The organism is Nocardia sp. CA-107356 (assembly GCF_050946365.1).
Lineage (GTDB): Bacteria > Actinomycetota > Actinomycetes > Mycobacteriales > Mycobacteriaceae > Nocardia.
The window spans coordinates 7,403,386-7,428,678 of the sequence record NZ_CP191992.1; the positions used below are offsets into that span (position 1 = coordinate 7,403,386).

A 25,293-nucleotide genomic window follows, 5' to 3' on the forward strand; every position below is an offset into this window, starting at 1 on the left:
CCCACTTCCACCGTCTGGCCCATCGCGTATCCCACTGCGAGCCAGCCATTTTCGCGATGGCACCCGATCATCGCCGCACGCGCACCCGGGTCACATCATCGGCAGTTCCGAAACGAGACCGCAGATGTTGGATTCAGTCTCGAAATAGGACAAGATTCGAGAGGGCGCCTCATGAGCCCGACCAGCCTGCAGACCAACGAGTTCACGGCCTCGATCCGCATCCTCGACGACCGGTGGACCTGCCGACAGTTCAAGACCGACCAGATCCCCCGCGACACCATCGAAGCCCTACTGCGACTGGCCCAGCGCACCCCCTCCTGGTGCAACACCCAGCCCTGGCAGGTCGTCCTCACCGAGGGCGCGGGCACCGACCGTTTCCGCAACGAACTCCTCGAACACGTCGCAACCGCAACGCCGGAACCGGATTTCGCATTTCCCGCGCAGTACACCGGCGCCTACGTGCGCGAGCCGAATCGCCGGCGGTCACCCCACCTGATCGGAGACTCCGGCCAACCCGGGGCCCGGCTCCGGTGTGACGTCCCGAGCGGTGAGTTCGCTACCGCAGCAATCGCATTCGAGTGATACGTGCGCCTCGCCGGTGCACTCACGGTGCCGGTACGCGACCGGCGGCCCGTCGGGCGCCATGTACGCATCACCCCAGTCCCGGATCGCCATCAGGATCGGGTAGATATCGTGCCCCTTCGGCGTCAGCCGGTACTCCTCGTGCGCACCGACGGCCGCCTTCTGCTTGACCAGGATCCCGTGCTCGATCAGGCGGTCGAGGCGATCCTGTAGCCGACTCCGGGAGATACCCAGCGCGCTCTGAAACGCGTTGAAGCGTCGGACGCCCGCGAACGCGTACTTCAGGATCACCAGGGTCCAGCGTTCGCCCAGAATCACCAGCGGCCGCGTGATCGAACACGGCTCATCGGCAAGTTCCTCGTAGCGCACCTGTCGATGCTACCGAGCCGCCAGGGCCGCGCCGATAGATTTCCGACCGGATGCACCGAACGCCCACCTCCGCGATATTCGGCGCAGGATGGGTGCTCACGCCACCTAGTGCGAATACGCGACCATCGGATCCACATCCTCCAACGGCGCCACGGCCTCGCCATCCAGCACTTTGCGCATCCGCTCCGAATCCAGCTGCCCCTCCCACTTCGCCACCACAAATGTCGCAACGCAATTGCCGAGCAGATTCACCGTGACCCGCATCGAATCCATCAGCCGATCGGCCCCGAGCAGGAGCGCGACCGCTGCCACCGGAATCGACCCGTGCCCGATGGCGGTGATCGTCGCCGACAGCGCCAGGAATGACGAACCCGGCACCCCCGCCATACCTTTCGAGGTCAACATCAGCACCCCGACCGCCGTGATCTGCTCCCCGAGACTCAGATCCACACCGAGCGCCTGCGCGAGGAACAGCACGCAGATGGATAGATACAGCGTCGCACCATCGAGATTGAACGAGTACCCGGTCGGCACCACCAGCCCGGTGGTGGCCCGCGAACATCCGGCTTCGGTCAATTTGATCATGATCCGCGGCAGCACCACCTCGGTCGACGCGGTGCCGAGCGCCAGGAACAGTTCGTCCTTGATGTATTCGATGAGCTTCCACGGATTCACACGCGCGAAAATCCGCACCACCACCGCCAGCACCAACAGGAACAACACCGCAGCTCCGTAGCAGCAGGCGATCAGCTTGCCGTAACTACTCAGTGCCGAAAGCCCGTACTGCCCAACGATGTAGGCCATTGCCCCGAACGCACCGACCGGCGCCAATTTCATGATCCAGCCGATGATCGTAAAGAAGATCTTCCCGATGTGATCGACAGCCTCGAGAATGACCGGCGGGCCGTGTTCGCCGAACTTGGCCAGCGCCAACCCGAACAGCACCGCGAAGAACAACACCGGCAGCAGCGCATTCTCCGCGAACGCCGAAATCACCGACGCCGGAATGATATTCAGCAAAAAGTCGACGGTATGCGGCAGCTCGCCGTTCTTCGTGGTCTTCGCGATCTTCTCCGCACCGGTCGCCAATGTCTGCGCGTCGACATGAAATCCCGCCCCCGGCTCGACCAGATTGCCCACCAGCAGCCCGAACAGCAGCGCGAAAGTCGTGATCACCTCGAAGTAGATCAGCGCCTTGACCCCGATCCGCCCCACCGCTTTCATATCCCCGACATGGGCGATGCCGAGCACCACCGTGCAGAAGATGATCGGCGCGATCACCATCTTGATCAGTTTGATGAACCCATCGGCCAGCGGTTCGAGATCCGCACCGAGGTCGGGCCACAGCTTGCCGACCAGAATTCCGGCCACGATCGCCATCAGCAGTTGCGGGAATAGCGAACGGTACCAAGGCGGTGTGCGCACCGGGTCCGTCGATGCGGTGGATTCGATCGTCACGCTCATTCGCGCAACGTACGAGCAACGCGTATCGCCAAAGTTTCAACAATATTGCTGCACGGCAACCCGATCGATATATACCCGTAGCCCCAGGTCCGATGCCGAGAACGATACGAACGAAAAGCGGGCCCCGGAAAAGTCCCGAGGCCCGCTTCCGCCACTCGATTTACAGCGGAATGTTCTTGTGGTGACTCTTGCGCACCGGGGCAGCCGCCAATGCCGCGGCGATGGTGCTGCGCGTCTTGGCCGGGTCGATGACCTCGTCGACGACACCGATCGCGATGGCCCGCTCGACACCACCGGCGATGCGCTCGTGCTCGACCGTCAGACGCTCGTGCAGCGCCTCACGCTCTTCCTCCGGCGCGGCCGCGAGGGCCTTCTTGTGCAGGATGCCGACTGCGGCCTTGGCGCCCATGACGGCCACCTCGGAGCCGGGCCACGCGTACACCGCGGTCGCACCGAGCGACCTGGCGTTCATCGCGATGTAGGCGCCACCGTAGATCTTGCGGGTCACCAGCGTGACGCGCGGGACGCGCGCCTCGGCGAACGCGTGCAGCAGCTTCGCACCGCGCCGCACCACACCTTCCCACTCCATGCTGACACCGGGCAGGTACCCGGGCACATCGGTGAGCACCACCAGCGGAATACCGAACGCGTCGCACAACCGCACGAAACGCGCCGCCTTCTCGGCACTTTCGGAGTTCAGGCAGCCACCGAGGCGGATCGGGTTGTTGGCAAGGACACCCACGGTGCGCCCACCGAGCCGTCCGAGACCGGTGATGATGCTGCGCGCGTAACCGCCCTGCAGCTCCTCGAACGAGGACTCACCGTCGACGTTGTCGAGCAGCTCGTGGACGATCGGCTTCACGTCGTAGGCGCGCTTGGCCGACTCCGGCATCATCGCCTTCAGATCGACATCACCGTGCGCGGCGGCGACCAGATCGAATTCGCCCTGCTCGGCGAACATCGACACCAGGCGACGACCGCGGTGCAGCGCGTCGGCCTCGTCATTGGCCACGATGTGGGTGACGCCGGACTTCTTACCGTGCGTCTCCGGACCACCCAGGGTCGCCATATCGACCTGCTCACCGGTCACACTGCGCACCACATCGGGACCGGTCACGAAGATCCGGCCCTCGGGCGCCATGATCACGATGTCGGTCAGCGCAGGACCGTAGGCGGCGCCACCGGCCGCGAAGCCGAGCACCACCGAAATCTGGGGCACCAGACCGGATGCGCGGACCATAGCCTCGAAGACCAGGCCGACCGCGTGCAGGGCCTCGACACCCTCGGCCAGGCGAGCGCCGCCGGAATGCCAGATGCCGACTACCGGGATGGCGGAATCGATGGCGGTGTCGATCGCGTCGACGATGTGCTTGCAGCCCTCCACACCCATCGCGCCGCCCATGACGGTCGCATCCGAGCAGTAGGCAACGGTACGGACACCGTCGACCTCGCCGATCGCGGCGAGCACACCGGACTTATCGCGTGGGTGCAGCGGCAGAACGGTTCCGGGATCGAAGAAGCGTTGGAGTCGACCGAGCGGATCGCGCGGATCGGTCGCAGTTTCTGGTTGAAACGCGGGAGCCACAATTGTCATCGCGTTTTCTCCTCACCTCAAGGAAGTGCGCCGCTACCAGCGGCTGCGTATGTCGAACTCCGGTGAGGTCGGCCATTTCGGTTGGCCGACCCCACCGGGGATCGTTGTGCAGTCAGCCGTCTGTGCGGTCGAGCCCGGAGGCGGCAGCTTGCCTGACCACGTAGGGCTCCGCACAGACTGAATCGGTAGCCGTGCGGCTATGCCCGACCGAAGGCGAGCGCGACATTGTGCCCACCGAAACCGAACGAGTTATTGATCGCGTACTCGATCTCCTGGCGGCGGGCCTCACCGTGCACCACATCCAGATCGATCTCCGGATCCTGGTTCTCCAGGTTCAGCGTCGGCGGGACGATGCCGTCACGGATGCTGAGCACCGTGAGCACCGATTCGAGCGCACCGACGGCACCGATCGAGTGCCCGAGTGCCGACTTCGGCGCGTACACCGAAGCGTGATTGCCCACGGCCTTGTTGATCGCGTTCGCCTCGGCGGTATCGCCGATCGGAGTCGCGGTCGCGTGGGCATTGATGTGGGTGATGTCCTTCGGCGTCAGACCGGCGGTCTGCATCGCCCTGGTCATCGCCCGTGCGGCACCATCGCCCGTGGGGTCGGGTGCGACCAAGTGGAAGCCGTCGGAGGTGATACCGGCGCCCAGCAGCCGCGCGTGGATCGTCGCACCACGTGCCTTGGCGTGCTCCTCGGTCTCGATGACCATCAGCGCACCGGCCTCACCGAAGACGAAGCCGTCGCGATCCTTGTCGAACGGACGCGAGGCGCCCTTCGGGTCATCGTTGCGGGTGCTCATCGCGCGCATCATGGTGAATGCCGCGATCGGCACCGCGTCGATGAAACCCTCCACGCCACCAGTGACGACCATATCGGCGTCACCCATGACGATCATCCGCCATGCATTGGCGATGGCCTCGGAGCCCGATGAGCATGCCGAGACCGGAGTGACCACTCCTGCCCGGGCCTTCAGTTCGAGACCGACGACGGCCGACGGACCATTCGGCATGACCATCTGAACGGCCAGCGGCGAAATCTTGCGATAGCCACCGTTCTTCAGCTTGTCGACCGAGTCGATGAGCGCGTCGCCGCCGCCCAGCCCGGTGCCGATCGCCACACCCAGACGCTCCGGGTCGACCTCGGGGCTGCCCGCGTTCTGCCAGACCTCACGACCGAGGATGGTCGCGAGCTGCTCGACGTAGGCCATGCGCCGACATTCGACACGGCTCAGCAGGGTGTCGGGCCGAACCTTCAGGTGACCGCCGATGCGGACCGGAAGGTCGTACTCCTCGACGAAGGAATCCTCGAGAACGTCGATTCCGCTCTCGCCGTTGAGGAGTCCCTTCCACGTCGCATCGACATCACCAGCGATCGACGTGGTCGCCGCCAGGCTTGTAACGACGACGTTGGGGAAGTTCCCGTTCAAGGTGGAAGGAGTGGTCACAGTGTCGGCCCTACTCGGCGTCGAACTTGGCCTTGAGCTCCGCGGCCGCGTCAGCGTTCTCGGCCTCGAGCTTCTGGATGTAGCCGACAGCGTCGCCGACCGTCTTCAGGCTGGCCAGATCCTCGTCCGGGATCTTGACGCCGTACTTGTCCTCGGTCTGCACCGCGATCTCGACCATGGACAGCGAGTCGATGTCCAGGTCATCGACAAAGGACTTCTCGATCGTCACCTCGGACGGCTCGATACCCGTCACCTCTTCGATGATCTTGCCGAGTTCCTCGACGATTTGTTCCTGGGTCAGAGCGGCCACTTCGTGGCTCCCTTCTTATCTACTTTGTAGGGCTTCACTGTTGTTTTTCGAATCGAGCGAGCCGATGGTTACCGTCTGCTCGGTCACGATCGTGGTTTTTTTGCACGGTCGCGGTGGGAAAGCTAGCCGGAGGTGGTGAGCCCGGCCAACGCGGGGAGGTCTTCCGGGGTCTTCAGGGCCAGCGTTGGCGTGCCCTTCAGCTCCCGTTTTGCAATACCGACGAGCGTGCCCGCCGGCGGCAGCTCCGCCACAGCCGAAACCGCCGCTTGTCGCACGGTTTCGGTGCACAGGTCCCACCGGACGGGCCGGGTGACCTGCGCCGCGAGCTTAGCGACCGCGTCGGCCCCCGAGGCGACCGGCTTGCCGTCGAAGTTCGAAAGCAGGGTCCGGGTCGGCTCGTTCGGTGTGATATTGGCTATGGCTTCGGTCACAGCGTCCTGGGCCGGAGCCATGAACACGGTGTGGAAAGCCCCTGCGACGGGCAGCGCACGCACCCGCGCCTTCTCGGGCGGGTTCGCCGCCAGTTCCGCCAGGGCGGTCAAACGTCCGGCGGCCACGATCTGACCCGCGGCGTTGCGGTTGGCCGGGACGAGGTCGAGCTCTTCGAGCCGTGCGAGCACGGCGGCCTCATCGCCACCGAGCACCGCGGACATGCCGGTCGGTTCCAGCGCGCACGCCTTGGCCATCTCCGCACCGCGGATGGCGGCCAAGGTCACCGCCTCGTCGGCGGAGATCACTCCGGCGACCGCGGCGGCGGCGAGCTCACCAACCGAATGTCCGGCGACGATGGTATCGGCCGGAAGTGAATCCGACTCGATTTCGGCATATGCCAGCAGTGCTGCGGCCACGACGAGTGGCTGGGTCACGGCTGTGTCGGTGATCTCCTCCGCCGTCGCGGTCGTGCCGAGACGGACCAGGTCCAGGCCGGAAGCCTTGGACCAGAGGGCGAGGCGATCGGTCGCGCCTGGAAGGTCGAGCCAAGGCGCGAGCATGCCGGGTGTCTGGGACCCCTGTCCAGGGGCGAGCAACGCGATCACACCTCTAAGAAAACACTGTGAGGTGCCCCGGACGAGATGTCGACGCGAATGAACCTTTTTGCTCGCTTTTGTGGGGGTCCCACAAAAGCCCACGTGGGTTGTTCCGATCGACCGGTGCGCGGGATCCGTTACAGCCCCTCGTGACCCATCGAGTATTGAGTGACTTCTGGGGCAGGTGTTGACGGTTCGTTACGGGTTCGTGTCAAACGACCCACTGTCGCGGCGATCCGGAGCACATAAGCGTCCCTCGGATTCATCGGATCGCGGCCCGTGATCTCGGCTATCCGTTTGAGGCGGTAGCGAACCGTATTTGGATGAACGTACAGCTGCCGGGCACACGTCTCGACAGCGCCGCCGCAATCCAGATAGGCCTCGAGTGTGTCCGCCAGCGAGGAACCCGCAGCGGCCAACGGAAGGACAAGATACTCGTTCAAAGCGTCGATCGCAGCTCGATCACCGAGCAATGCGCGCTCCGGTAACAATTCGGCCGCGTGCACCGGTCGCGGGGCCCCACGCCAGCCGACCACCGCCTCCATTCCGGCCAGTGCCTCCACCGCGCTGGCATGCGCCGCACCGAGGGTGCGCATGGTCGGGCCGATCACCACCGGACCGTCGGAGAACACCTCCGCCAGCAGATCCGCGAGAAACGGTGAGGCATAAGAGGTATCGCCGAGATTCCCGCTGACCACCATCACCAGTCGCGAACCCTGGACGACGGCCAGTGCCGCACGACCGTGCCGCGCGGCGATGGTGTGCACCGAACCGACCATCGAGACGCCCTGATCCCCCGGCGGGGTGCCGACCAGCACCGTCGCCGGGGCGGTGGCATCCCAGTTCAATGTCGCGGCCCGCGAGAGCATGTCCGGACCGGAATCGCCGCGCACCACGGCATCGACGACGAGCGCCTCTAGTCGGGTATCCCACGCACCACGGGATTCCGCGGCGCTCGCGTACACCGAGGCGGCCGCGAAGCCGAGCTCACGCCCGTATCGCAGCACCGCCTCGGTGAGCGCGACCAGCTGCCGGTCGTTGCGCGCGAGCGCGGGCAGCCATTGTTCGAAGAACTCCATGGCCACGCGGACCATATCCACGGTCTGGCGCAGCGTCAGCCGCCGCGCCAGATCCTGTGGGATGACCTGGAAGGCATCCAGACTGAACCGGATATCGCTTTCCGGATCCTGCAGCCATTCCAGGAAGTTCACCACCGCGGTCTGCACCAGCATCTGCACACCCGCGCGCTGCGCGGCGTCCAGATCGGCGAAGAACGGCAACCGATCCTGCATCGACCCGACCGCCTCGGTAGAGAGGCGTCCGGAGAACTGCTTCACGCGTTTGAGCAGCGTGTCCGGAAGCGGGTCACGGGTTTGCCGGTTCGGGGAGAGCGCGCCCGTCGGCAGATACACCTCGTGCTCGGAGGAGCCTTCGGAGATCCGACGCGGCCGCGGCGGTTTACGTTCCACCATCCAATCGTCCGCTATGCCAGTTCATCTTCGGTGCCGGGAGCCGACTTCGGCGCGGCGTCGACATCATCGATGCGGTATCTGGCCGCTGCCTCGGTGACCTTCGCGGGATCGATCTTGCCGGTCCGTGCCAGTGCGGCCAGGGCCGCGACCACGATCGATTGCGCATCCACGTTGTAGACCCGGCGCGCCGCGGGGCGGGTATCGGAGAAACCGAAACCATCGGTGCCGAGTGTGGTGAAGTCGCCGGGGACCCACTTGCGGACCTGATCCGGCACCGCACGCATCCAGTCCGTCGCGGCCACGTACGGACCATCGACCCGGGCCAGTGCCTGGGTGACGTACGGGACCCCCGCGTCGGTGCCCGGGTTGCGCAGCTGGGCGATCTCCTTGTCGAGGGCTTCCTTGCGCAGCTCGCCCCATGAGGTCACCGACCAGACATCGGCCTGCACACCCCACTCCTCGGCGAGCAGCGCCTGGGCGCGCACGCCGTCGGGCACCGTGACGCCCGAGACCAGGATCTGCGCGCGCACATTGCCCTCGCCGCCGCGCTTGTACAGATAGACGCCCTTGAGCAGTCCGGCGATATCGAGATCGTCGGGCTCGGCGGGCTGTACATACGGCTCGTTGTAAAGGGTGATGTAGTAGAAGATGTCCTCGCCGCCGAAGGCGCCCGCGGACCCGTGCGGATGGGTGCCCGGCAGTGCGCCGGGACCGGGCTCGGGGGTGCCGCCGCCGTACATCCGACGCAGGCCGTCGCGCACGATGTGCGCGATCTCGAAGGAGAACGCGGGATCGTAGGTGACAACGGCAGGGTTGGTGGAGGCGAGCAGTAGCGAATGGCCGTCGTTGTGCTGCAGACCCTCACCGGTCAGCGTGGTTCGCCCGGCGGTTGCCCCGAGTACGAAACCGCGCGCCAACTGATCCGCCGCAGCCCACAATCCGTCGCCGGTGCGCTGGAAGCCGAACATCGAGTAGAAGATGTACAGCGGGATCATCGGCTCGCCGTGCGTGGCGTAGGAGGTGCCCGCCGCGGTGAACGACGCGGTCGAACCGGCCTCGTTGATGCCCTCGTGCAGGATCTGGCCGACAACGCTCTCTTTGTAGGCAAGCATCAATTCCGCGTCGACGGAGGTGTACAACTGCCCGTTGCGGTTGTAGATCTTCAACGAAGGGAACCACGAGTCCATACCGAACGTGCGGGCCTCGTCCGGAATGATCGGCACGATCCGCTTGCCGATCTCCTTGTCCCGCAGCAGCTCCTTCATGAGCCGAACCAGGGCCATGGTGGTGGCCACGTTCTGCTTTCCGGAACCCTTGCGCACCGACTTGTACGCCTCATCGCCCGGCAGTTGCAGCGGCTTTGCCGCGGTGCGCCGTTCGGGCAGGAAGCCGCCGAGCGCCTTGCGGCGATCGAGCATGTACTGGATTTCGCGCGCGTCCATACCCGGGTGGTAGTACGGGGGCAGATACGGATCCTTCTCCAACTCGGCGTCGGAGATCGGAATCCGCTGCAGGTCACGGAAGTCCTTGAGGTCCTGCAGGGTCAGCTTCTTCATCTGGTGCGTGGCGTTGCGGCCCTCGAAGTGCTTGCCGAGGGTGTAACCCTTGATGGTCTTGGCCAGGATCACCGTCGGCTGACCCTTGTGTGCCATCGCGGCCGCATAGGCGGCGTAGACCTTGCGGTAGTCGTGACCGCCGCGCTTGAGGTTCCAGATGTCCTGATCCGAGAGGTCCTGCACCAGCGCCTTGGTCCGCGGGTCACGGCCGAAGAAGTGGTCACGGACGTAGGCACCGTCGTTGGCCTTGTAGGTCTGGTAATCGCCGTCGGGGGTGCTGTTCATCAGGTTCACCAGCGCGCCGTCGCGGTCGGCGCCGAGCAGCGCGTCCCACTCGCGGCCCCAGATGACCTTGATGACATTCCAACCCGCGCCGCGGAAGAACGACTCCAGTTCCTGGATGATCTTGCCGTTGCCGCGCACCGGGCCGTCGAGGCGCTGCAGGTTGCAGTTGATCACGAAGGTGAGGTTGTCCAGGCCCTCGTTCGCGGCCACCTGGATCAGGCCGCGCGACTCCGGCTCGTCCATCTCACCATCGCCGAGGAAGGCCCAGACGTGCTGATCGGAGGTGTCCTTGATACCGCGGTCGTGCAGGTAGTGGTTGAACCGTGCCTGGTAGATGGCGTTCATCGGGCCGAGGCCCATCGACACCGTCGGGAACTCCCAGAAGTCGTTCAGCAGCCGCGGATGCGGGTACGACGGCAGGCCGTGGCCCGGGCCGCCGTGGCTGTACTCCTGCCGGAAGCCGTCCATGCGGTCGGTGCTCAACCGGCCCTCGAGGAAGGCGCGGGCGTAGATGCCCGGCGAGGCGTGCCCCTGAATGAAGATCGAATCGCCGCCGCCGGAATGGTCCTTACCGCGGAAGAAGTGGTTGAAGCCGACCTCGTAGAGCGCCGCGGAGGACGCATAGGTCGAGATGTGGCCGCCGACACCGATTCCGGGACGCTGCGCCCGATGCACCATGATCGCCGCGTTCCAGCGGATCCAAGCACGGAAGCGTCGCTCCACCTCTTCGTCGCCGGGGAACCACGGCTCGTTCTCGGTGGGGATGGTGTTGACGTAGTCGGTGGAGGTCAGGGATGGAATGGCGACCCTACGCTCACCGGCGCGTTCCAACAGCCGGAGCATGAGGTAACGCGCGCGGCCCGGACCTTCCCGGTCGAGCATGTCATCGAACGATTCGAGCCATTCGGAGGTTTCCTCCGGGTCGATGTCCGGTAGGTAGGACGCCACCCCTTCGCGGATCACCCGCACCCGCCCGCCCGTCGGCGGCACGTTCGATCCGTTCGAATCGCCGGGCGCGGAGTTGGTACCAGCGGATTTCGCTGGAGCGGAAGAGTGGATCAGGTCGGTCAAATCTGCTCCTCGTACAGGGGTGGACAAGCTGATGGGCGTCTGTTTCCCCGGGCGGACACGCTTGGTTGGCGGACCACCCGTCTACGTTAGGTTCGGGCGCACCTCCATCCTTGCCGAAGATGTGGCCCAGGTCATCATGTCAGGGGCATCTGCAGTACGGTTCCGCAGGGAATGTGAGTCGAGTACCGCCGACGACAAAAAGGGAGCGCGCAGGACGATGAAGGTACTGGACCCACGCGGGTTCGGGGCGGTGTGTGCGGCAACGGCGCTCGCGGTCGGCCTTACCGTCGCCGGATGCGCGAAACATGTTGACGGAGTTGCCAATCCGAACGCCTCGGAGCTCGCCGCCTATAAGACCGAGGCGGCCTCGTCCTCCGCAGCCGCCACCTCTTCGCGCAAGGCCGCGGCACAGGCACAGGCGATCAGCGACAACTGTGGTCAATTCCCCACAACTACAGGTGTCGGCGTCTCGAAGTACAACGACTTCATAGATGCACACGATGCGAACGCGCCGGACTACAACGCCAAGCGCGATACCGCCGCCAAGACGCTCGAGGACGCCGCGACCAAGGTCGAGAGCGGTGTGAACAACGCCAACGGCGCACTACCGGCCGAGCTGGTGGCGAAATTCGCCGAATACGTCGCCGCCGCACGCCAGCTGGCCGCCGAAACCCGCAAGATGACCTACACCGCACCGGTCGGCGCGCTCAACGATGCGAGCAAACGGGTCAACGACGCACGCAACGCGGTCAAGGACGCCTGCCCGAAACGCTGAAATTCATCCCATGAATCGAGCGGGTAGCGAAAATCGGTCAATGACACGAGGTTGTCATGCGACATTCCATGGGTATTTCGTCGGATCAGCTTGCGCTCGAGGCGATAACCATGTTCGCTTGCAACTACCTATTGTCTGGAGTTGAGGAGGACACCACCGTGGTCGCCGCGGCGGACGCGCAGAACTACGCTCAGAAGCTTGGCATTACACACGGCATGGTTGTCCAGGAGCTGGGCTGGGACGAGGACACCGACGACGACCTGCGGGCCGATGTCGAAGAGGCCAGCGGTGGGGAGATGGTGGACGAAGACTCTGATGAGGTCGTCGACGCCGTACTGCTGTGGTGGCGAGAAGACGACGGCGATCTGGCGGATGAGCTGATGGAAGTCATCAGCCCGCTGGCCGACGAAGGCTTCATCTGGGTACTCACCCCCAAAACCGGGCAACCTGGTCATGTCGATCCGAGCGATATCGCCGAAGCGGCGCCCACTGCGGGTCTGACGCAAACCTCGGCGATCAGCCTCGGTGCCTGGTCCGGCAGCCGCCTAGTGCAGCCCAAGGCACCCTCGAAACAGCGCTGACCGCTTTCGCTATGGTTTCGCCGGGCGGTGTTCCCACCGCCCGGTGCAGCCCGACACGATGGAGGATCAGTGATGCCGCTCGATGTTGGCCCGCTGGAAGTCGGCACGCCCGCGCCGGATTTCACGCTCAAGGACCAGAACAACCAGGAAGTCACCCTGTCGGACTACCACGGCAAGAAGAACGTGCTGATCGTGTTCTATCCCCTTGCCTTCACTGGGATCTGCCAAGGCGAACTGTGCAAGGTGCGCGATGAGCTACCCAAATTCCAGAACGATGCCGCGGAAATCCTCGCCATCTCGGTCGGCCCGCCGCCCACCCACAAGATCTGGGCCGCCGAACAGGGCTACGTCTTCCCGCTGCTGTCCGACTTCTGGCCGCACGGCGCCGTCGCCCAGTCCTACGGCGTCTTCAACGAAAAATCCGGCTACCCCAACCGCGGCACCTTCGTCGTAGACCGCGGCGGCGTCATCCGTTTCGCCGAAATGAACGGCCCCGGCGAGCCCCGTGACCAGGCGGCTTGGGAGAAAGCGCTCGCCGCGCTAGAGTCCTAGACCGGCCCGTCGGTCACCCACCGACGGATCCCGGGCGTATAGCTCAGTGGTAGAGCTCTGGTTTTACACACCAGCGGTCGGGGGTTCGAACCCCTCTGCGCCCACCGAAGAATGCTGGATAGACCCGCTTTTCATGGGCAGCCCCGGCAATGCCGTTCGATTCAAGGGGCAAACGTGGGGCACAGTGCGTTGGAGGATCTCCGGAACCCCCGAATTACGCGGAACGGGGTTCAGCCGGCCGGGAGTTTCACCACCGGATTGGGGCCCAGGTCGGTGACGTATACGTTGCCCGCCGTGTCGACCGCCACATCCTGGGGATTCTTCAGGCCGGTGAACAGCAACGGGGTCGGCGCCGACGCGCCCGCCGCCAACCGCGCCACCCATTTGTTGCCCCAGTCGACGACGTACACGTCTCCCGCCGTGTCGACCGCCACACCCTGGGGATCTTTGAGGCCGGTGAACGGCAACGGGGTCGATGCCGACGCGCCCGCCGCCAACCTCACCACCCGCTCGGTACCCAATTCGGTGACGTATACGTTGCCCGCCGTGTCGACTGCCACACCGTGGGGATCTTGGAGGCCCGTGAACGGCAGCGTCGTCGGCGCCGACGCGCCCGCCGGCAACCTCACCACCCGATCATCACCCTGGTCGGCGACGTATACGTCGCCCGCCCTGTCGACCGCCACACCTTGGGGATTCTTCAGGCCGGTGAACGGCAGCGGGGTCGGCGTCAACGCGCCCGCCGCCAATTTCAACACCCGATCGTTACTCGTGTCGGTGACGTATATATTGCCCGCCGTGTCGACCGCCACACCTTGGGGATTCTTCAGGCCGGTGAACGGCAGCGGGGTCGGCGTCGACGCGCCCGCCGCCAATTTCAACACCCGATCGCTACCCATGTCGGTGACGTATACGTTGCTTGCCGTGTCGACCGCCACACCGGTGGGCAGGTCGACGCCGGCGAAAGGCAGCGGAGTCGGTGACGAGTAGGCCGGGGCGACAGGTGTGGGCGAGTTGCCACCGCCGCCTGATTCCCGTTGGACACCGATGACGATAGCTACGGCGGCCACCACCGTAACCGCGACCGCGGCGGCGAGCAGCTCGGCGGCCTTGGGCGACAATCTGATTCGCCGCCCATGGCGCGCAGCCACGCCCCCTGTGGTGCTGACCGTGGAATCGCCCACCGCGGCGCCGGCCGCCGCGGCCAGCTCGCGCACGGTCTGGTAACGATCGTCGGGGTTTTTGGCCATGCCCTTGGCGATGACCGCATCGAACGCAGTCGGCACATCGGGTGTAGTGGTGCTGGGTCGCGGGGGCGGGGTGTGCAGGTGATGGGCGATCACACCCTGCATCCCCAACGCGCTCGCAAACGGCGGCCCGCCGGTCAGGCATTCATACAGCACGCACGTCAACGCGTACACGTCCACTCGGGCATCGGCCTTGACCGCCGCGCCGATCTCCTCCGGCGCCATGTAGGCGACGGTGCCGATGGTCTCGCCGACCGTGGTCAGCGTACGGTCGTCGGCGGCGTGGGCGATCCCGAAGTCGATCAGGTAGGCGAACTCATCGGCCCCTAGCAGGATGTTGGAGGGTTTGACATCGCGGTGGACCAGCCCGGCGTCGTGGGCCGCCTGCAGCGCGCCGGCCACCTGCGCGATGATCGCCACTGCCCGCCGCGGCGACAAGGCCCCTTCTCGCGTGATCACCTTGCGCAGGTCGGTGCCCTCGATCAAGCGCATGTTCAGATAGAGCCGACCGTCGATGTCGCCGAAGTCATGGATGGGGATCACATGCGGCTCGGTCAACTGCGCCACCGCCTGGCACTCCCGGCGGAACCGCTCGCGCAGCTGCTTGTCATCGGCGAAGCGCTCGGGCAGCACCTTGAGCGCCACCACCCGGTTGGTCAGCGAATCATGCGCCCGCCACACATGGCCCATGCCGCCCTGACCCACCAGCGACAGCAGCCGATAGCGTCCGAACGCGTCCGCTGGACAAGTGGCGTCCCCGCCACCCAATGACGTGTCATCCATTGTGCCGTCCCGTGACCACCCGACTGGCAAACGGTGTACTTGCTTGCATTCCAACCCCCGCCCGCGAGCGGGTAGCCCCACACTAGTTGATTTACGCAGGCCAAACAGTCGAGAACGGCAGTGAGCCTGGCGAAAGAGTCCCACGACCCGGACCGGCTTGCACACAGCCCGGGCTTCCTCGGCTACGTGAGGTTGAGCGCGGGGATTGTGGCGAGGTCATCGCCCTGTCGGACGCCGCGCTGGCGGTACGGGACGTGCACCCGATCATCAGGGCCGACGGGCGAATGAGGCGAGCTGAGTTCTCGGCCACGCACGGAGAGCCAAGCGAAGCCCAACGCGCGCTGGCTCTGCCCGACGCGACGACGGAAGCGGCGGACGGTATCGAACCCCCGGCGTCGATGTAGTGGTGGAGTACCGGATTCGTGGCTGTACAGCGTGGCGGCATTCTGGCGCTGCTGGGGCACACGGCCGAAGCGGTCGGGGCGGCGACACACGGGCTGGCTGCGATGCCAGCCGAGCGCCGCCGGTCTGAATGGTTGGCATCAGCGCTGCGCCGCGTTGACCCGGACATGAGCGCGGACGATTCGGTGTGACCGCCGCGCGTCCTGGACGTGAGGCTGTGCCCAGGTCAGAGGCAGCCATCGCCGAATTCGCGGTTCGCTGAACACCCTCGAAAATGAGGAGGCAAACTCCCCTCCCCTGTCAACATAAATCGCTTGCGGCGAGACCCGGGGGTGCCACACAATGGGCGGCCGATGCCAGGACTTGCGGAAATCCGGAATCAGCGAGACGCGTGCACACGCGGCCGCGCCCGACGACGGTGACGCACGGCGACCGGGTGGGAGGGAATTAGCCGAATGGGTGGTTCATGTTCGATGTGATCATTGCCGGGTGCGGGCCGACCGGTGCGATGCTGGCCGCCGAACTGCGGCTGCACGATGTGCGGGTACTCGTTCTGGAGAAGGAACCCGAGCCCGGATCGTTCGTTCGCGTAGTCAGTCTGCATATTCGCAGTATCGAGCTGATGGCGATGCGCGGACTGCTGGATCGGATTCTCGAACGCGGAAGACAGCGTCCGGTCGGCGGTATCTTCGCCGCCATCCCCAAACCCGCGCCCGAGGGCCTGGATTCCGCGCACACCTATCTGCTGGGCATCCCGCAGCCGGTCATCAATCATCTGCTCGAAGAACGTGCGATCGAACTGGGTGCGCAGGTCCGGACCGGTTGTGCGGTAGCCGGTTTCGAGCAGGACGACGAGGGGGTGACCGTCGAGCTGGCCGACGGGGAGCAGCTGCGGTCCCGTTACCTCGTCGGCTGTGACGGCGCGCGCAGCACGGTGCGCAAACTGCTCGGCGTCGGCTTCCCCGGAGAGCCCTCGCGGAACGACACGCTGATGGGCGAGATGGAAGTGGGTGTGCCACAGGAGGAGATCGCCGCCAAGGCGGCCGGAATCTACGAGACCAATAAGCGATTCAGTCTCGTGCCCTTCGGAGAAGGGGTCTACCGCGTCGTGGTTCCCGCCGCGGAAGTCAGCGATCGCGCGGAGCCGCCCGTCCTCGAGGATTTCGAACAACAGTTGCGCGCCATCGCCGGAACTGATTTCGGCGTGCACTCCCCGCGCTGGCTGTCCCGCTTCGGCGATGCCACCCGGCTGGCCGAGCGTTATCGGGTCGGTCGGGTGCTGCTGGCCGGCGATGCAGCGCACATCCACCCGCCCGCCGGCGGCCAGGGCCTGAACCTCGGCGTTCAAGACGCAGTCAACCTCGGCTGGAAACTGGCCGCACAGATCCGCGGCTGGGCGCCGGAAATATTGCTGGACACCTACCAGACCGAACGTCATCCGGTCGCCGAGGACGTACTGGACAACACCCGCGCCCAGGTGGAACTGCAGTCCACCGAACCGGGTCCGCAGGCCGTGCGCAGACTGCTCACCGAACTGATGGCCTTCGACGAGGTGAACCGATACCTGATCGAGAAGATCACCGCGATCGACATCCGCTACGACTTCGGCGCAAGCCCCGATCTGCTCGGCCGCCGCCTGCGCGACATCGACCTGAAACAGGGCCCCCTCTACGACCAACTACATCGGGGCCGCGGCCTGCTACTCGACCGCACCGAACGTCTGACCGTCGAGGGCTGGTCGGACCGAGTCGACCTCATCGCGGATACCACTGCGGCACTGGATGTTCCGGCCATCCTGCTACGCCCCGACGGCCACGTCGCCTGGATCGGCGAGCACCAGCAGGACCTGAACGACCACCTCTGCCGCTGGTTCGGCAAGCCCGCCAACTGATTTCACCTGAGCAACCGAAAGTGCAGGCGAACACACCTGTCTCGGGTCGAGATCATCCTGCGCACCGAGGGGTGCGTCCTCGACCGCCATCGCATCGGATTCGACGCATTTCGGCGCGTTCGATCAGAACATCTTCACCGAGTAGTTCGGGGGCGTAATCCTCAGCCCGGCAACGCAACACCACCTGCTACATCCCCGGCGCCTTCTCGACCGGAAACAGGATGGGGCTGAGCAGATATCGCCCGCGGCCGGGGGCGGGTTCGTTGGCCATACGGGGCACGATCACCCGACGCAGCTCCAGGATGAGCTGTTCGAGCTCCTCGTGGTCCAGCCACAGCGCGTGCTGCCGGTAGCCCACGAGATCACGTGCCGGATCGGCATTCTCGTGGTCGAGATAGGACGTGAACTCCGAGATCAGCACGGCCATCGCCGTGACGAAGACCCGGCGATGATCCTCGACCGTGGCCGTCGCCGCCTCTTCGGCGCTGATCGCCGCCCGGTCCGCACGCAGCCGATAGTGCCGTTCGACCGCGCCGCGCACCCGCTGCTCCTGCGCGACCTCCAGGATTCCGGCCGCGGCCAGCGCCTCGACGTGCCGGTACACCATCGCCTTCGAAACCCCGGGCAGCCGGGCGCACAGTTCGGCCGTGGTGAGAGTACGACCACCGCGCAACGCGTGCACGATCCGCATCCGCGCCGGGTGTGCGACCAGTTCCAAAGCATCCACTTCTCAATGTTCTCATATCTTGCTACCGTTCTCATACAACGAGAAAGGTTGTGAGCGATGACGATACAGACCGACCCGGCAACGGTGGCGACGACCGTGGTGGCGATGCTGCGCGAGGGGCGTTTCGACGAACTCGAGGAGCTGTTCGCACCCGCGTTGGCGGCGGCGGTGTCCGCTGACACCGTCCGGACCGGATGGCTCAGCGAGGCCGCGAAGACCGGCGAGATCCGCACGCTGGGCGAGGTGACCATCACGCCGCTCGATGACGAGCTCACCCGAGCGGTCGTGCCGGTGCACTGCGAGAACGGAGGGCTCGAGGTGAGGCTCGCGGTCGACGCTATGGGCCGGCTGCACGGCCTGCGGCTCGCGCCGCCGACCGAATCATGCTGGACCCCACCGCGTTACGCCACGCCGCGCCGGTTCACCGAACAGGAGATCACCCTGGAATGCGGACCGCTCACGGTCCCGGGCACGCTCACCCTGCCCCGAGGTGGCCGCAGCCGGCCGGGGGTGGTGCTGATCTCCTCCGGAGCCAACGACCGGGACGTGACCGTGGGGCCGAACAAGCCGTTCAAGGACCTCGCGTGGGGTCTGGCCAGCCGCGGTGTCGCGGTGGTGCGGTTCGACAAGGTGACCCATGTGCACACCCACATGCAGCACGAGCCCGGCTTCACCATGGTCGAGGAGTATCTGCCGAATGTGATTGCCGCCGTGCGGCTGCTGCAGCAGCAGTCGGGGGTGGATCCCGCCCGGGTCTTCGTGGCGGGCAACAGCGGTGGCGGTAAGGCCGCGGTACGCGTCGCCGCGGCCGAACCCTCGATCGCGGGCGTGGTGATGCTGGCCGCGGATACGGTCCCGCTGCCGCGCGCCGCGGCGCGCATATTCAGCTACATCGCTGGCCTGGACCCTGCCGCGGATATGGCCGCGTCCCTCGCGGGCACCGTCGAGGCGATCGCCCGGACCGAAGATCCGGCCTTGTCACCCGAAACCCCCAGCGCGGAACTGCTATTCGGCTGGCCCGCCTCCTACTGGCTGGACCTGCGCGAGTTCGATCAGGTGGCCACCGCCGCGGCCCTGGACCGGCCGATCCTGGTGTTGCAGGGCGGTCGTGACTACCAGGTCACCGAGGCCGACGACCTGGCCGGGTGGCGGGCAGGACTCGACGCAAAGCCCGGTGTGAGCATCCGGGTCTTCGCGGCCGACGACCACATGTTCTTCCCTGGCAGCGGGCCCTCGGGTCCTGCGGACTATCAAGCGCCGCACCATGTCGACCCGGCTGTGGTGGACGCCATCGCGGGATGGCTGGCCCCCGGCGCGGGCCGCGGCCCGATGTCCCGGCTGCTGGCTCGCCTCGGGAGGTGACCGTCGTGACCAGCCCGGCTTCCCGCAACGCGGCGGCGCAACTGAACTGGATGATCGCCGCGTCCTCGTCCGGAAGTACGCTGCCGGACACCGAAATCCGTGATCATCTCGTCCCCCGACTGCTGGACTCCGGCGGCGCCGCAGGCTTCGCCGCCGCCCTGGCCGCACTCGGCCCGCTCACCATCGGCGAGATCCGCATCGACCAGCCCGAGCGCATCCAGGCCCTCGTGCGCAGCGCCGCCACCGAACTGCTGCTGACGCTGCACGTGAACCCGGCCGGACTCGTCGACGACCTGGACCTGGCGGTCCCGACGCCGCCGCCCACCTCCTGGGACGAATGCGATGCGCAGTTGTCGGCCCTGGGCCCGCGAGTCTGCTTCGCCGCCATGGAAATCGGGCCCGGGGACGAGTGCCGGCTGGTACACGGTCTCTCGCCCGAGACCCGGCGTCCTACCGGATCGGCGTTCAAGCTGTACGTCCTGGGCGCGCTCGGCCAGGCCGTCGCCGAGGGCAGCGCACGCTGGGACGAGCCGCTGGCGATCCGCGACGTCCACAAGAGCCTGCCCTCGGGCATCATGCAGGACCACCCGCAGGGCCACACCGCACCCCTGTCCGAATACGCCGAGCTGATGATCAGCCTCAGCGACAACACCGCCACCGACCATCTGATCCACCGGCTCGGCCGCGACGCGGTGCAGCACCAGCTCCGACTGTTCGGTCATCGCGCACCCGAGGCGAATATCCCCTTCCTCACCACCCGGGCATTCTTCCGTTTCAAGGCATCGCCCGATTCCGCTCTGGCGCAACGGTATCCGGACCTACCGGTGCACGAGCGCCGGGCGCTGTTGGAATCCCTGGAACGGCAACAGCTTCTCGACCTACCGGACATCTGGCCGGCACCGCGTGAGATCGACCGGATCGAGTGGTTCGCCTCCCCGATCGATATCTGCCACGCCTTCGTCGGCCTGCTGCGGCTCGACCAGCCCGAGATCGATCACGCACTGTCCCGCAACGATGCCGGTCTCGGCCTGGACACCTCCCGGTTCCCCACCGTCTGGTACAAGGGCGGCAGCGAACCCGGCGTCGTCACCCTGCACTACCTGGCCCGCACCGCCACCGACCGCACCCTGGCCGTCAGCCTGCTGGTGTCCGACCCGCATGAGCCACTACCGACCATCGCCCTAGTGGTGGCCGCCCAGTCAGCCCTGCGCGGTGCATTCGAACTCATGGCCGCGCCCACAGCAGTCAGCCCGGGAAGCGCACCCTGACCTGGCCCACGATGATGAGCCTACGGCTACTTGTCGGTGGTTTGGTCGGTCTGGCGGGGTGGGGCGATCCAGGACACGCGTTGGTTGCGCATTGTGCGCTTCAGTCCGTTGCGAATATCGCGGGTGGAGGTCTCCGGGTCGTCGGCATCGATGAGCAGGGCGTCCAAGTCGTAGAACGCATTTCGATTCGCATGCCATTTTCCCTCGAAGCCGCCGAGGATATTGAGGGTGGCCAGGAGTGCGGCCAGGGACGCGCAGACGGTTGCGAGGTTATTGAGGGGTGGGTCGGGGAGTTTGAGGACCAGCGCGGCGGTTGCGCTCAGCACGGCGGCCCCGATCAGGCTGGTGTGGTAGGCGGTGGCCCATATCGCGGCTCCGCGCCGGAATCGGTTGCGGGCTCCGCGAACCTGAGTTATGAGCTGTTCTCGCAGGACTGGGTCGGTGTTGGGTCCGGTAGCGTCTGGAGTCGTCACAGCTGACATGGTCTCGTGAATCCTCTTGGCTTTGGAAGAATATGAGGATGGGACGGGCACCGGAATACGCATTCCTCGATTGGCCGACGCCGATTGCCTTCTCGCATCGCGGTGACGCCACCCACGCACCCGAGAACACCATGCTGGCCTTCGAGGCCGCGGTGGATCTGGGCTATCGCTACGTGGAGACCGACGTACACGCGACACGAGACGGGCTGCTCGTCGCATTCCACAACCGCAGCCTCGACGATGTCACCGACGCGCGCGGAATGATCGAGAGGCTGCCGTGGGAGTACGTCGCTCGCGCGCGCGTCGCAGGTCGGGAGCCGATCCCGCTGCTGGAAGACCTCTTGGGGACCTGGCCGGAGCTGCGGGTGAATATCGATCCCAAAAGCGATGCCGCCGTCGAGCCCCTGATCGACGCGATCCGCCGCTGCGGCGCCATCGATCGAGTCTGTATCGGATCGTTTCGTGAGCGTCGCCAAATTCGGGCACGGGCGGCACTGGGCGAGCAGCTCTGCACCTCGATGGGGCCGGTGGCAGCGGTGCGGTTGAGTGCGTCGTCATTCGGTTTCCCGGCCGGGCGGCCGGTGGCACCGTGTGCGCAACTGCCGGCACGACCTGGTGGGCTGGCGTTCGTCAACGCTCGGCTGATCGGCACGGCGCACCGGCGCGGAATCAAGGTGCATGCCTGGACGGTCGACGCGGAGGCGGAGATTCACGGGCTCCTGGATATCGGTGTCGACGGCATCATGACCGATCGGCCGACCGCACTGCGCGATGTACTCGCAGAACGCGGGCAGTGGACCCCGGCATAGAAAACGAGGTCCGCATGTCAGCCGAGCGCAACAGGGTCGGTGTTGTGCACGGCACAGTGGATGGACCGGATCTTGATCGTCTCTGATTCTTTCCTCAGATACGATTCTTATGACGTTATCGAATGGAAGAGGATGCGATGACCGCCGAACCCGTTGTGCGAAACCGAGTCGACCGGCGGCGCGAGCGCACCCGCAACGCGTTGCTGGGGGCGGCGCGGAAGTTCTTGTCGGAGGGGCGTTCCGCGGTGAGCATTCAGGAGATCACCGACGCCGCCGATGTCGGATTCGGTTCGTTCTACAACCATTTCGAGTCGAAGGATCAGCTATTCGACGAGGCGGTGCGGTCGGTGCTGCAGGTCTACAGCGAGATGCGTGATGCGATCGTGGCGCTGTACGACGATCCGGCGGAGGTATTCGCGGTGAGTTTCCGGATGACCGGGCGGTTGCAGCGGCAGGTGCCGGAGATGGTGCGGGTGCTCCTGAACTCGGGAATGTCGGTGCTACTGCGTGATGAGGGCCTGGCTCCGCGGGCGCGCCGCGACATCATCGCCGCGCAGGAGGCGGGACGGTTCGAGCCGATGGACCCGGATATGGCGATCATGGCGGCGGGTGGGGCGCTGCTGGGACTACTGCAGCTGTTGGATGCGCGCCCGGACGCCGATGCCGGGACGCTGGCCGACGAAATGACCTGCCATGTGCTGCGCATGTTCGGTATGAACAAACGTTCGGCCCAGAAACTGACCACCACCCCGCTGCCGCCGCAGCCGCAGCTGTAATACCCGACGCACCGCCGCTTCCACGGCTCGCTCACCATCGGAGCGCACAAACGCGACCATTCAGGCGAGCTGCTGGCATCGCTGGGAGTAGCGGCCGTCATCCGCGACCGAGCACTGACGCTCACGGCCGCACACGCCTACACCCCGGTGATCCGCGATCGCAGCATCGTGGCAGTCAGCGAACGGATGTCATGACACTCCGGTAATGCCCTGTGGCACTTCGACTTCGGCGTCGTGGGCGAATCGGCGTTCGAGTTCGGCGCCCTCGATGTCGAGGTCCGGGATATAGCGGGCGAACCAGCGCGGGTGGTACCACATCCGGTTTCCGATCAGGGCCATGACCGCGGGCACCAGGGTCAGCCGGACGATGAAGGCATCGAACAGGACGCCGACTGCCAGGGTGAACGCCAGTGGTTTGACGATCGGGTTGTCGACGGCGGTGAAGGCGACGAACACCCCGAACATGATCAGTGCCGCAGCGGTGACGACGCGCGCGGAGTGCGCGACACCGTTCTGTACCGAAGCGATCGCGTCGGCAGTGCGCGTGTGTTCTTCCTTGATCCGGGAGACGACGAAGATCTGATAGTCACTGGACAGGCCGAAAATGATGGCCAGCGTGATGATCGGAAGGAAGCTCAGCGTCTGCGCCTTCGCGACATGGAAAAGACTTGCGCCCCAGCCCCATTGGAATACCGCCACCTGCGCGCCGAGGGCGGCGAAGACCGAAAGCATGAAGCCGACGATCGAGGACAGCGGGACGAGAACAGTGCGGAACGCGATTGTCAGCAACAGCAGCGCCAAACCCACGACGACCGCGAGGAACACCGGCAGTGCCGCGGCCAGCCGGTTCGACGTGTCGATGTTGGCCGCCGTGGTACCACCGACCAGATACGTTGCGCCGGTGCCGCTTTCGATGCGGTCACGGTCGTCACGCAACCGGTTCACCAGATCGGTCGTCGCGGAGTCGTTGGGACCGGTCTTCGGGAAGACCTGGATCAGCAGCATCCCGTTCCCGGAGCCACCAGGCTGTACGGCGGCGACGTTGGATTCCTGTCGCAGTCTGCCCATCAGTGTTTGTGCGGCGTCCGCGCCGGTGGCGTGCGACAGGTCGGTCACCACCAGCAGGGGTCCGTTGAAACCCGGTCCGAACGACCGACTGACCAGATCGTAGGCCTTGCGGGCGGTGCTCGACTCCGCCTGCGTGGCACCGCTGGGCAGCCCGAGGTCCATGCGGGTAGCGGGGATGGCCACCACAGCGAGAATCGCGATACCGAGGACCAGCAGCGGGATCCGGAATCGGGTGACGAAGCGCCCCCACGCGTGCCCGCACGTGCGCTCGGGCTCGTAGGCGGCGATCCGCGCCACCTCCTCCGCCTTGCCCGGATGCAGCGGCGGCGAGATGAACTTGGCGACGGTGTCACCGGCGAAACCCAGCAGCGCGGGTAGCAGCGTCAGCGCGACGAGCATGGCCACCAGTACCGCGCCCGCGGCCGTCAGACCCATGACCGTGAGGAACGGGATGCCTGCCACCGTCAGCCCGCACAGCGCGATGATCACCGTTACCGCCGCGAACACCACCGAACTACCCGCGGTCCCGACGGCCAGCGGAATCGATTCCGCGGCAGGCATTCCCAGCACGATGTTGTGCCGATGCCGCGACAGGATGAACAGCGCGTAGTCGATGCCACAGGACAGACCGAGCATCAGGGCCAGCGATGTCGCCGCCGACGGCACGTCGACGAAAGCGGCCACTCCCAGAATTCCGGTGAGCCCGATACCGACACCCACCAACGCTGTCACGATGGGCAATCCTGCGGCAACCACCGCGCCGAAGGTGATCAGCAGAATGACGAATGCCGCGACGATGCCGAGAATCTCGGGGGTATGCGGGATGTCGGCCGTGAAGCCCGGGTACACCGCACCGGAGAACTGCACCTCGAGTCCGGCCTCCCGCGCGGGGCCCGCGATGCGGTCCACCCCGTCGAGGGTGTCCGCGTCGACCTCCCCGGCCGACACCGAGAACTGCACGGTGCCCAGTGCGACACGCTGATCCGGCGACACCGCCTGCGCCTGGAACGGGTCGACGACCTGCGCGACCTGCGGGAGCCCCTGCAACCCGGCCATCGTCTGTTCGATCTCGGCCCGCACCTGCTGGTCGGTCACTTTGGCCAGACCGGGCGTAGCGAAGACGACTTGCATCTGCGCGCCACTGAACGTCGGCATCCGCTGCTGTAGCAGTGATACGGCATCCTGCGACTCGGTACCGGGGACCGTGAAATTGTCGTTCGTCTTCCCACCGGTTCCGGCCGCGAAACAGATCGCGCCGACCAACAGCACGATCCACACCGCCAGCACCCACCAGCGGCGACGCGCTACGAGCTGACCAAGGGCGAACAGATACCGAGACACGCGGGTCCTCTCATCGAGACACCAACCGACACATCAACGAAGCGAGCACG

The 25,293-nt window shown here is 65.8% G+C and carries 21 protein-coding genes and 1 tRNA gene; 10 read left to right on the top strand and 12 right to left on the bottom strand.

The window, feature by feature from the left end:
* The first annotated feature begins 171 nt into the window (after nt 1-171).
* Nucleotides 172-582, top strand: coding sequence for a nitroreductase family protein (locus tag ACQP1G_RS33280; protein WP_433193632.1), 411 nt, complete (start codon nt 172-174; stop codon nt 580-582).
* Here ACQP1G_RS33280 and ACQP1G_RS33285 read toward each other — a convergent pair.
* From ACQP1G_RS33285 to aceE, 8 genes are all read right to left on the bottom strand, one after another.
* Entirely contained in the window at nt 484-951 is a 468-nt protein-coding gene (locus ACQP1G_RS33285; protein ID WP_433193634.1) for a winged helix-turn-helix transcriptional regulator, read from the bottom strand. The two genes, ACQP1G_RS33280 and ACQP1G_RS33285, sit on opposite strands and share 99 nt — an antisense overlap.
* A 105-nt stretch (nt 952-1,056) precedes the next feature.
* Nucleotides 1,057-2,415: a C4-dicarboxylate transporter DctA gene (dctA, locus tag ACQP1G_RS33290; protein WP_433193635.1), complete on the bottom strand. Its 1,359-nt coding sequence runs from the start codon at nt 2,413-2,415 to the stop codon at nt 1,057-1,059.
* 160 nt (nt 2,416-2,575) lie between these two features.
* Nucleotides 2,576-4,009, bottom strand: a complete 1,434-nt coding sequence (locus tag ACQP1G_RS33295; RefSeq protein WP_433193637.1) for an acyl-CoA carboxylase subunit beta — start codon at nt 4,007-4,009, stop codon at nt 2,576-2,578.
* Nucleotides 4,010-4,206: 197 nt separating this feature from the next.
* A complete protein-coding gene (locus ACQP1G_RS33300) occupies nt 4,207-5,457 on the bottom strand; it encodes a KasA/KasB family beta-ketoacyl-ACP synthase (RefSeq protein ID WP_433193638.1) in 1,251 nt (416 codons plus the stop codon).
* A 10-nt stretch (nt 5,458-5,467) separates the two neighbouring features.
* A complete protein-coding gene (gene acpM, locus ACQP1G_RS33305) occupies nt 5,468-5,767 on the bottom strand; it encodes a meromycolate extension acyl carrier protein AcpM (protein WP_107655016.1) in 300 nt (99 codons plus the stop codon).
* Nucleotides 5,768-5,889: 122 nt separating this feature from the next.
* Entirely contained in the window at nt 5,890-6,804 is a 915-nt protein-coding gene (locus ACQP1G_RS33310) for an ACP S-malonyltransferase (protein WP_433193640.1), read from the bottom strand.
* Nucleotides 6,805-6,932: 128 nt separating this feature from the next.
* Nucleotides 6,933-8,267: a PucR family transcriptional regulator gene (locus ACQP1G_RS33315; RefSeq protein WP_433193641.1), complete on the bottom strand. Its 1,335-nt coding sequence runs from the start codon at nt 8,265-8,267 to the stop codon at nt 6,933-6,935.
* Nucleotides 8,268-8,278: 11 nt separating this feature from the next.
* Nucleotides 8,279-11,098, bottom strand: coding sequence for a pyruvate dehydrogenase (acetyl-transferring), homodimeric type (gene aceE, locus ACQP1G_RS33320; protein ID WP_433209048.1), 2,820 nt, complete (start codon nt 11,096-11,098; stop codon nt 8,279-8,281).
* A gap of 298 nt (nt 11,099-11,396) precedes the next feature.
* Here aceE and ACQP1G_RS33325 point away from each other — a divergent pair, with 298 nt between their 5' ends.
* The 4 genes from ACQP1G_RS33325 to ACQP1G_RS33340 all read left to right on the top strand — a co-directional run bounded on the left by ACQP1G_RS33325 (nt 11,397) and on the right by ACQP1G_RS33340 (nt 13,191).
* On the top strand, nt 11,397-11,954 hold the full coding sequence (locus tag ACQP1G_RS33325) for a hypothetical protein (protein ID WP_433193643.1): 558 nt from the start codon (nt 11,397-11,399) through the stop codon (nt 11,952-11,954).
* Nucleotides 11,955-12,112: 158 nt separating this feature from the next.
* Nucleotides 12,113-12,535, top strand: coding sequence for a DUF3052 domain-containing protein (locus ACQP1G_RS33330; protein ID WP_433209051.1), 423 nt, complete (start codon nt 12,113-12,115; stop codon nt 12,533-12,535).
* Nucleotides 12,536-12,607: 72 nt separating this feature from the next.
* Nucleotides 12,608-13,087, top strand: a complete 480-nt coding sequence (locus ACQP1G_RS33335) for a peroxiredoxin (RefSeq protein WP_433193644.1) — start codon at nt 12,608-12,610, stop codon at nt 13,085-13,087.
* Nucleotides 13,088-13,119: 32 nt separating this feature from the next.
* Nucleotides 13,120-13,191: transfer RNA gene (locus ACQP1G_RS33340), tRNA-Val, on the top strand.
* Between the two features lie 126 nt (nt 13,192-13,317).
* On the opposite strand, the gene ACQP1G_RS33345 is transcribed toward ACQP1G_RS33340, so the two are convergent.
* Nucleotides 13,318-15,117: a serine/threonine-protein kinase PknD gene (locus ACQP1G_RS33345; RefSeq protein ID WP_433193645.1), complete on the bottom strand. Its 1,800-nt coding sequence runs from the start codon at nt 15,115-15,117 to the stop codon at nt 13,318-13,320.
* Between the two features lie 868 nt (nt 15,118-15,985).
* Here ACQP1G_RS33345 and rox point away from each other — a divergent pair.
* The gene (gene rox / locus ACQP1G_RS33350) at nt 15,986-17,410 is read left to right on the top strand and encodes a rifampin monooxygenase (RefSeq protein WP_433193646.1); all 1,425 of its coding nucleotides are present in this window, start codon (nt 15,986-15,988) and stop codon (nt 17,408-17,410) included.
* 187 nt (nt 17,411-17,597) lie between these two features.
* On the opposite strand, the gene ACQP1G_RS33355 is transcribed toward rox, so the two are convergent.
* On the bottom strand, nt 17,598-18,137 hold the full coding sequence (locus tag ACQP1G_RS33355) for a helix-turn-helix domain-containing protein (RefSeq protein WP_433193647.1): 540 nt from the start codon (nt 18,135-18,137) through the stop codon (nt 17,598-17,600).
* A gap of 57 nt (nt 18,138-18,194) precedes the next feature.
* On the opposite strand from ACQP1G_RS33355, the gene ACQP1G_RS33360 reads away from it, so the two are divergent.
* Nucleotides 18,195-19,499, top strand: coding sequence for a serine aminopeptidase domain-containing protein (locus ACQP1G_RS33360; RefSeq protein WP_433193648.1), 1,305 nt, complete (start codon nt 18,195-18,197; stop codon nt 19,497-19,499).
* 5 nt (nt 19,500-19,504) lie between these two features.
* Nucleotides 19,505-20,767, top strand: a complete 1,263-nt coding sequence (locus ACQP1G_RS33365; protein WP_433193649.1) for a serine hydrolase — start codon at nt 19,505-19,507, stop codon at nt 20,765-20,767.
* A 26-nt stretch (nt 20,768-20,793) separates the two neighbouring features.
* Here ACQP1G_RS33365 and ACQP1G_RS33370 read toward each other — a convergent pair whose 3' ends face one another.
* Nucleotides 20,794-21,240: a hypothetical protein gene (locus ACQP1G_RS33370; protein ID WP_433193650.1), complete on the bottom strand. Its 447-nt coding sequence runs from the start codon at nt 21,238-21,240 to the stop codon at nt 20,794-20,796.
* Between the two features lie 47 nt (nt 21,241-21,287).
* Between ACQP1G_RS33370 and ACQP1G_RS33375 the strand changes: the two genes are divergently transcribed.
* Together ACQP1G_RS33375 and ACQP1G_RS33380 are read left to right on the top strand one after the other, a co-directional pair.
* On the top strand, nt 21,288-22,058 hold the full coding sequence (locus ACQP1G_RS33375; RefSeq protein WP_433193651.1) for a glycerophosphodiester phosphodiesterase: 771 nt from the start codon (nt 21,288-21,290) through the stop codon (nt 22,056-22,058).
* Nucleotides 22,059-22,195: 137 nt separating this feature from the next.
* Nucleotides 22,196-22,834, top strand: coding sequence for a TetR/AcrR family transcriptional regulator (locus tag ACQP1G_RS33380; protein ID WP_433193652.1), 639 nt, complete (start codon nt 22,196-22,198; stop codon nt 22,832-22,834).
* A 189-nt stretch (nt 22,835-23,023) separates the two neighbouring features.
* Here ACQP1G_RS33380 and ACQP1G_RS33385 read toward each other — a convergent pair whose 3' ends face one another.
* Nucleotides 23,024-25,243 (bottom strand): MMPL family transporter, encoded by a 2,220-nt coding sequence (locus ACQP1G_RS33385; protein WP_433193654.1) that lies wholly within the window; start codon nt 25,241-25,243, stop codon nt 23,024-23,026.
* Between the last annotated feature and the right edge of the window lie 50 nt (nt 25,244-25,293).

Coding starts and splice junctions, on each gene's coding strand:
- ACQP1G_RS33295 (WP_433193637.1), bottom strand. CDS start 4,009: ATGACAATTGTGGCTCCCGCGTTTCAACCAGAAACTGCGACCGATCCG.
- ACQP1G_RS33375 (WP_433193651.1), top strand. CDS start 21,288: ATGGGACGGGCACCGGAATACGCATTCCTCGATTGGCCGACGCCGATT.
- ACQP1G_RS33335 (WP_433193644.1), top strand. CDS start 12,608: ATGCCGCTCGATGTTGGCCCGCTGGAAGTCGGCACGCCCGCGCCGGAT.
- ACQP1G_RS33280 (WP_433193632.1), top strand. CDS start 172: ATGAGCCCGACCAGCCTGCAGACCAACGAGTTCACGGCCTCGATCCGC.
- ACQP1G_RS33345 (WP_433193645.1), bottom strand. CDS start 15,117: ATGGATGACACGTCATTGGGTGGCGGGGACGCCACTTGTCCAGCGGAC.
- ACQP1G_RS33325 (WP_433193643.1), top strand. CDS start 11,397: ATGAAGGTACTGGACCCACGCGGGTTCGGGGCGGTGTGTGCGGCAACG.
- dctA (WP_433193635.1), bottom strand. CDS start 2,415: ATGAGCGTGACGATCGAATCCACCGCATCGACGGACCCGGTGCGCACA.
- ACQP1G_RS33380 (WP_433193652.1), top strand. CDS start 22,196: ATGACCGCCGAACCCGTTGTGCGAAACCGAGTCGACCGGCGGCGCGAG.
- ACQP1G_RS33315 (WP_433193641.1), bottom strand. CDS start 8,267: ATGGTGGAACGTAAACCGCCGCGGCCGCGTCGGATCTCCGAAGGCTCC.
- ACQP1G_RS33360 (WP_433193648.1), top strand. CDS start 18,195: ATGACGATACAGACCGACCCGGCAACGGTGGCGACGACCGTGGTGGCG.
- rox (WP_433193646.1), top strand. CDS start 15,986: ATGTTCGATGTGATCATTGCCGGGTGCGGGCCGACCGGTGCGATGCTG.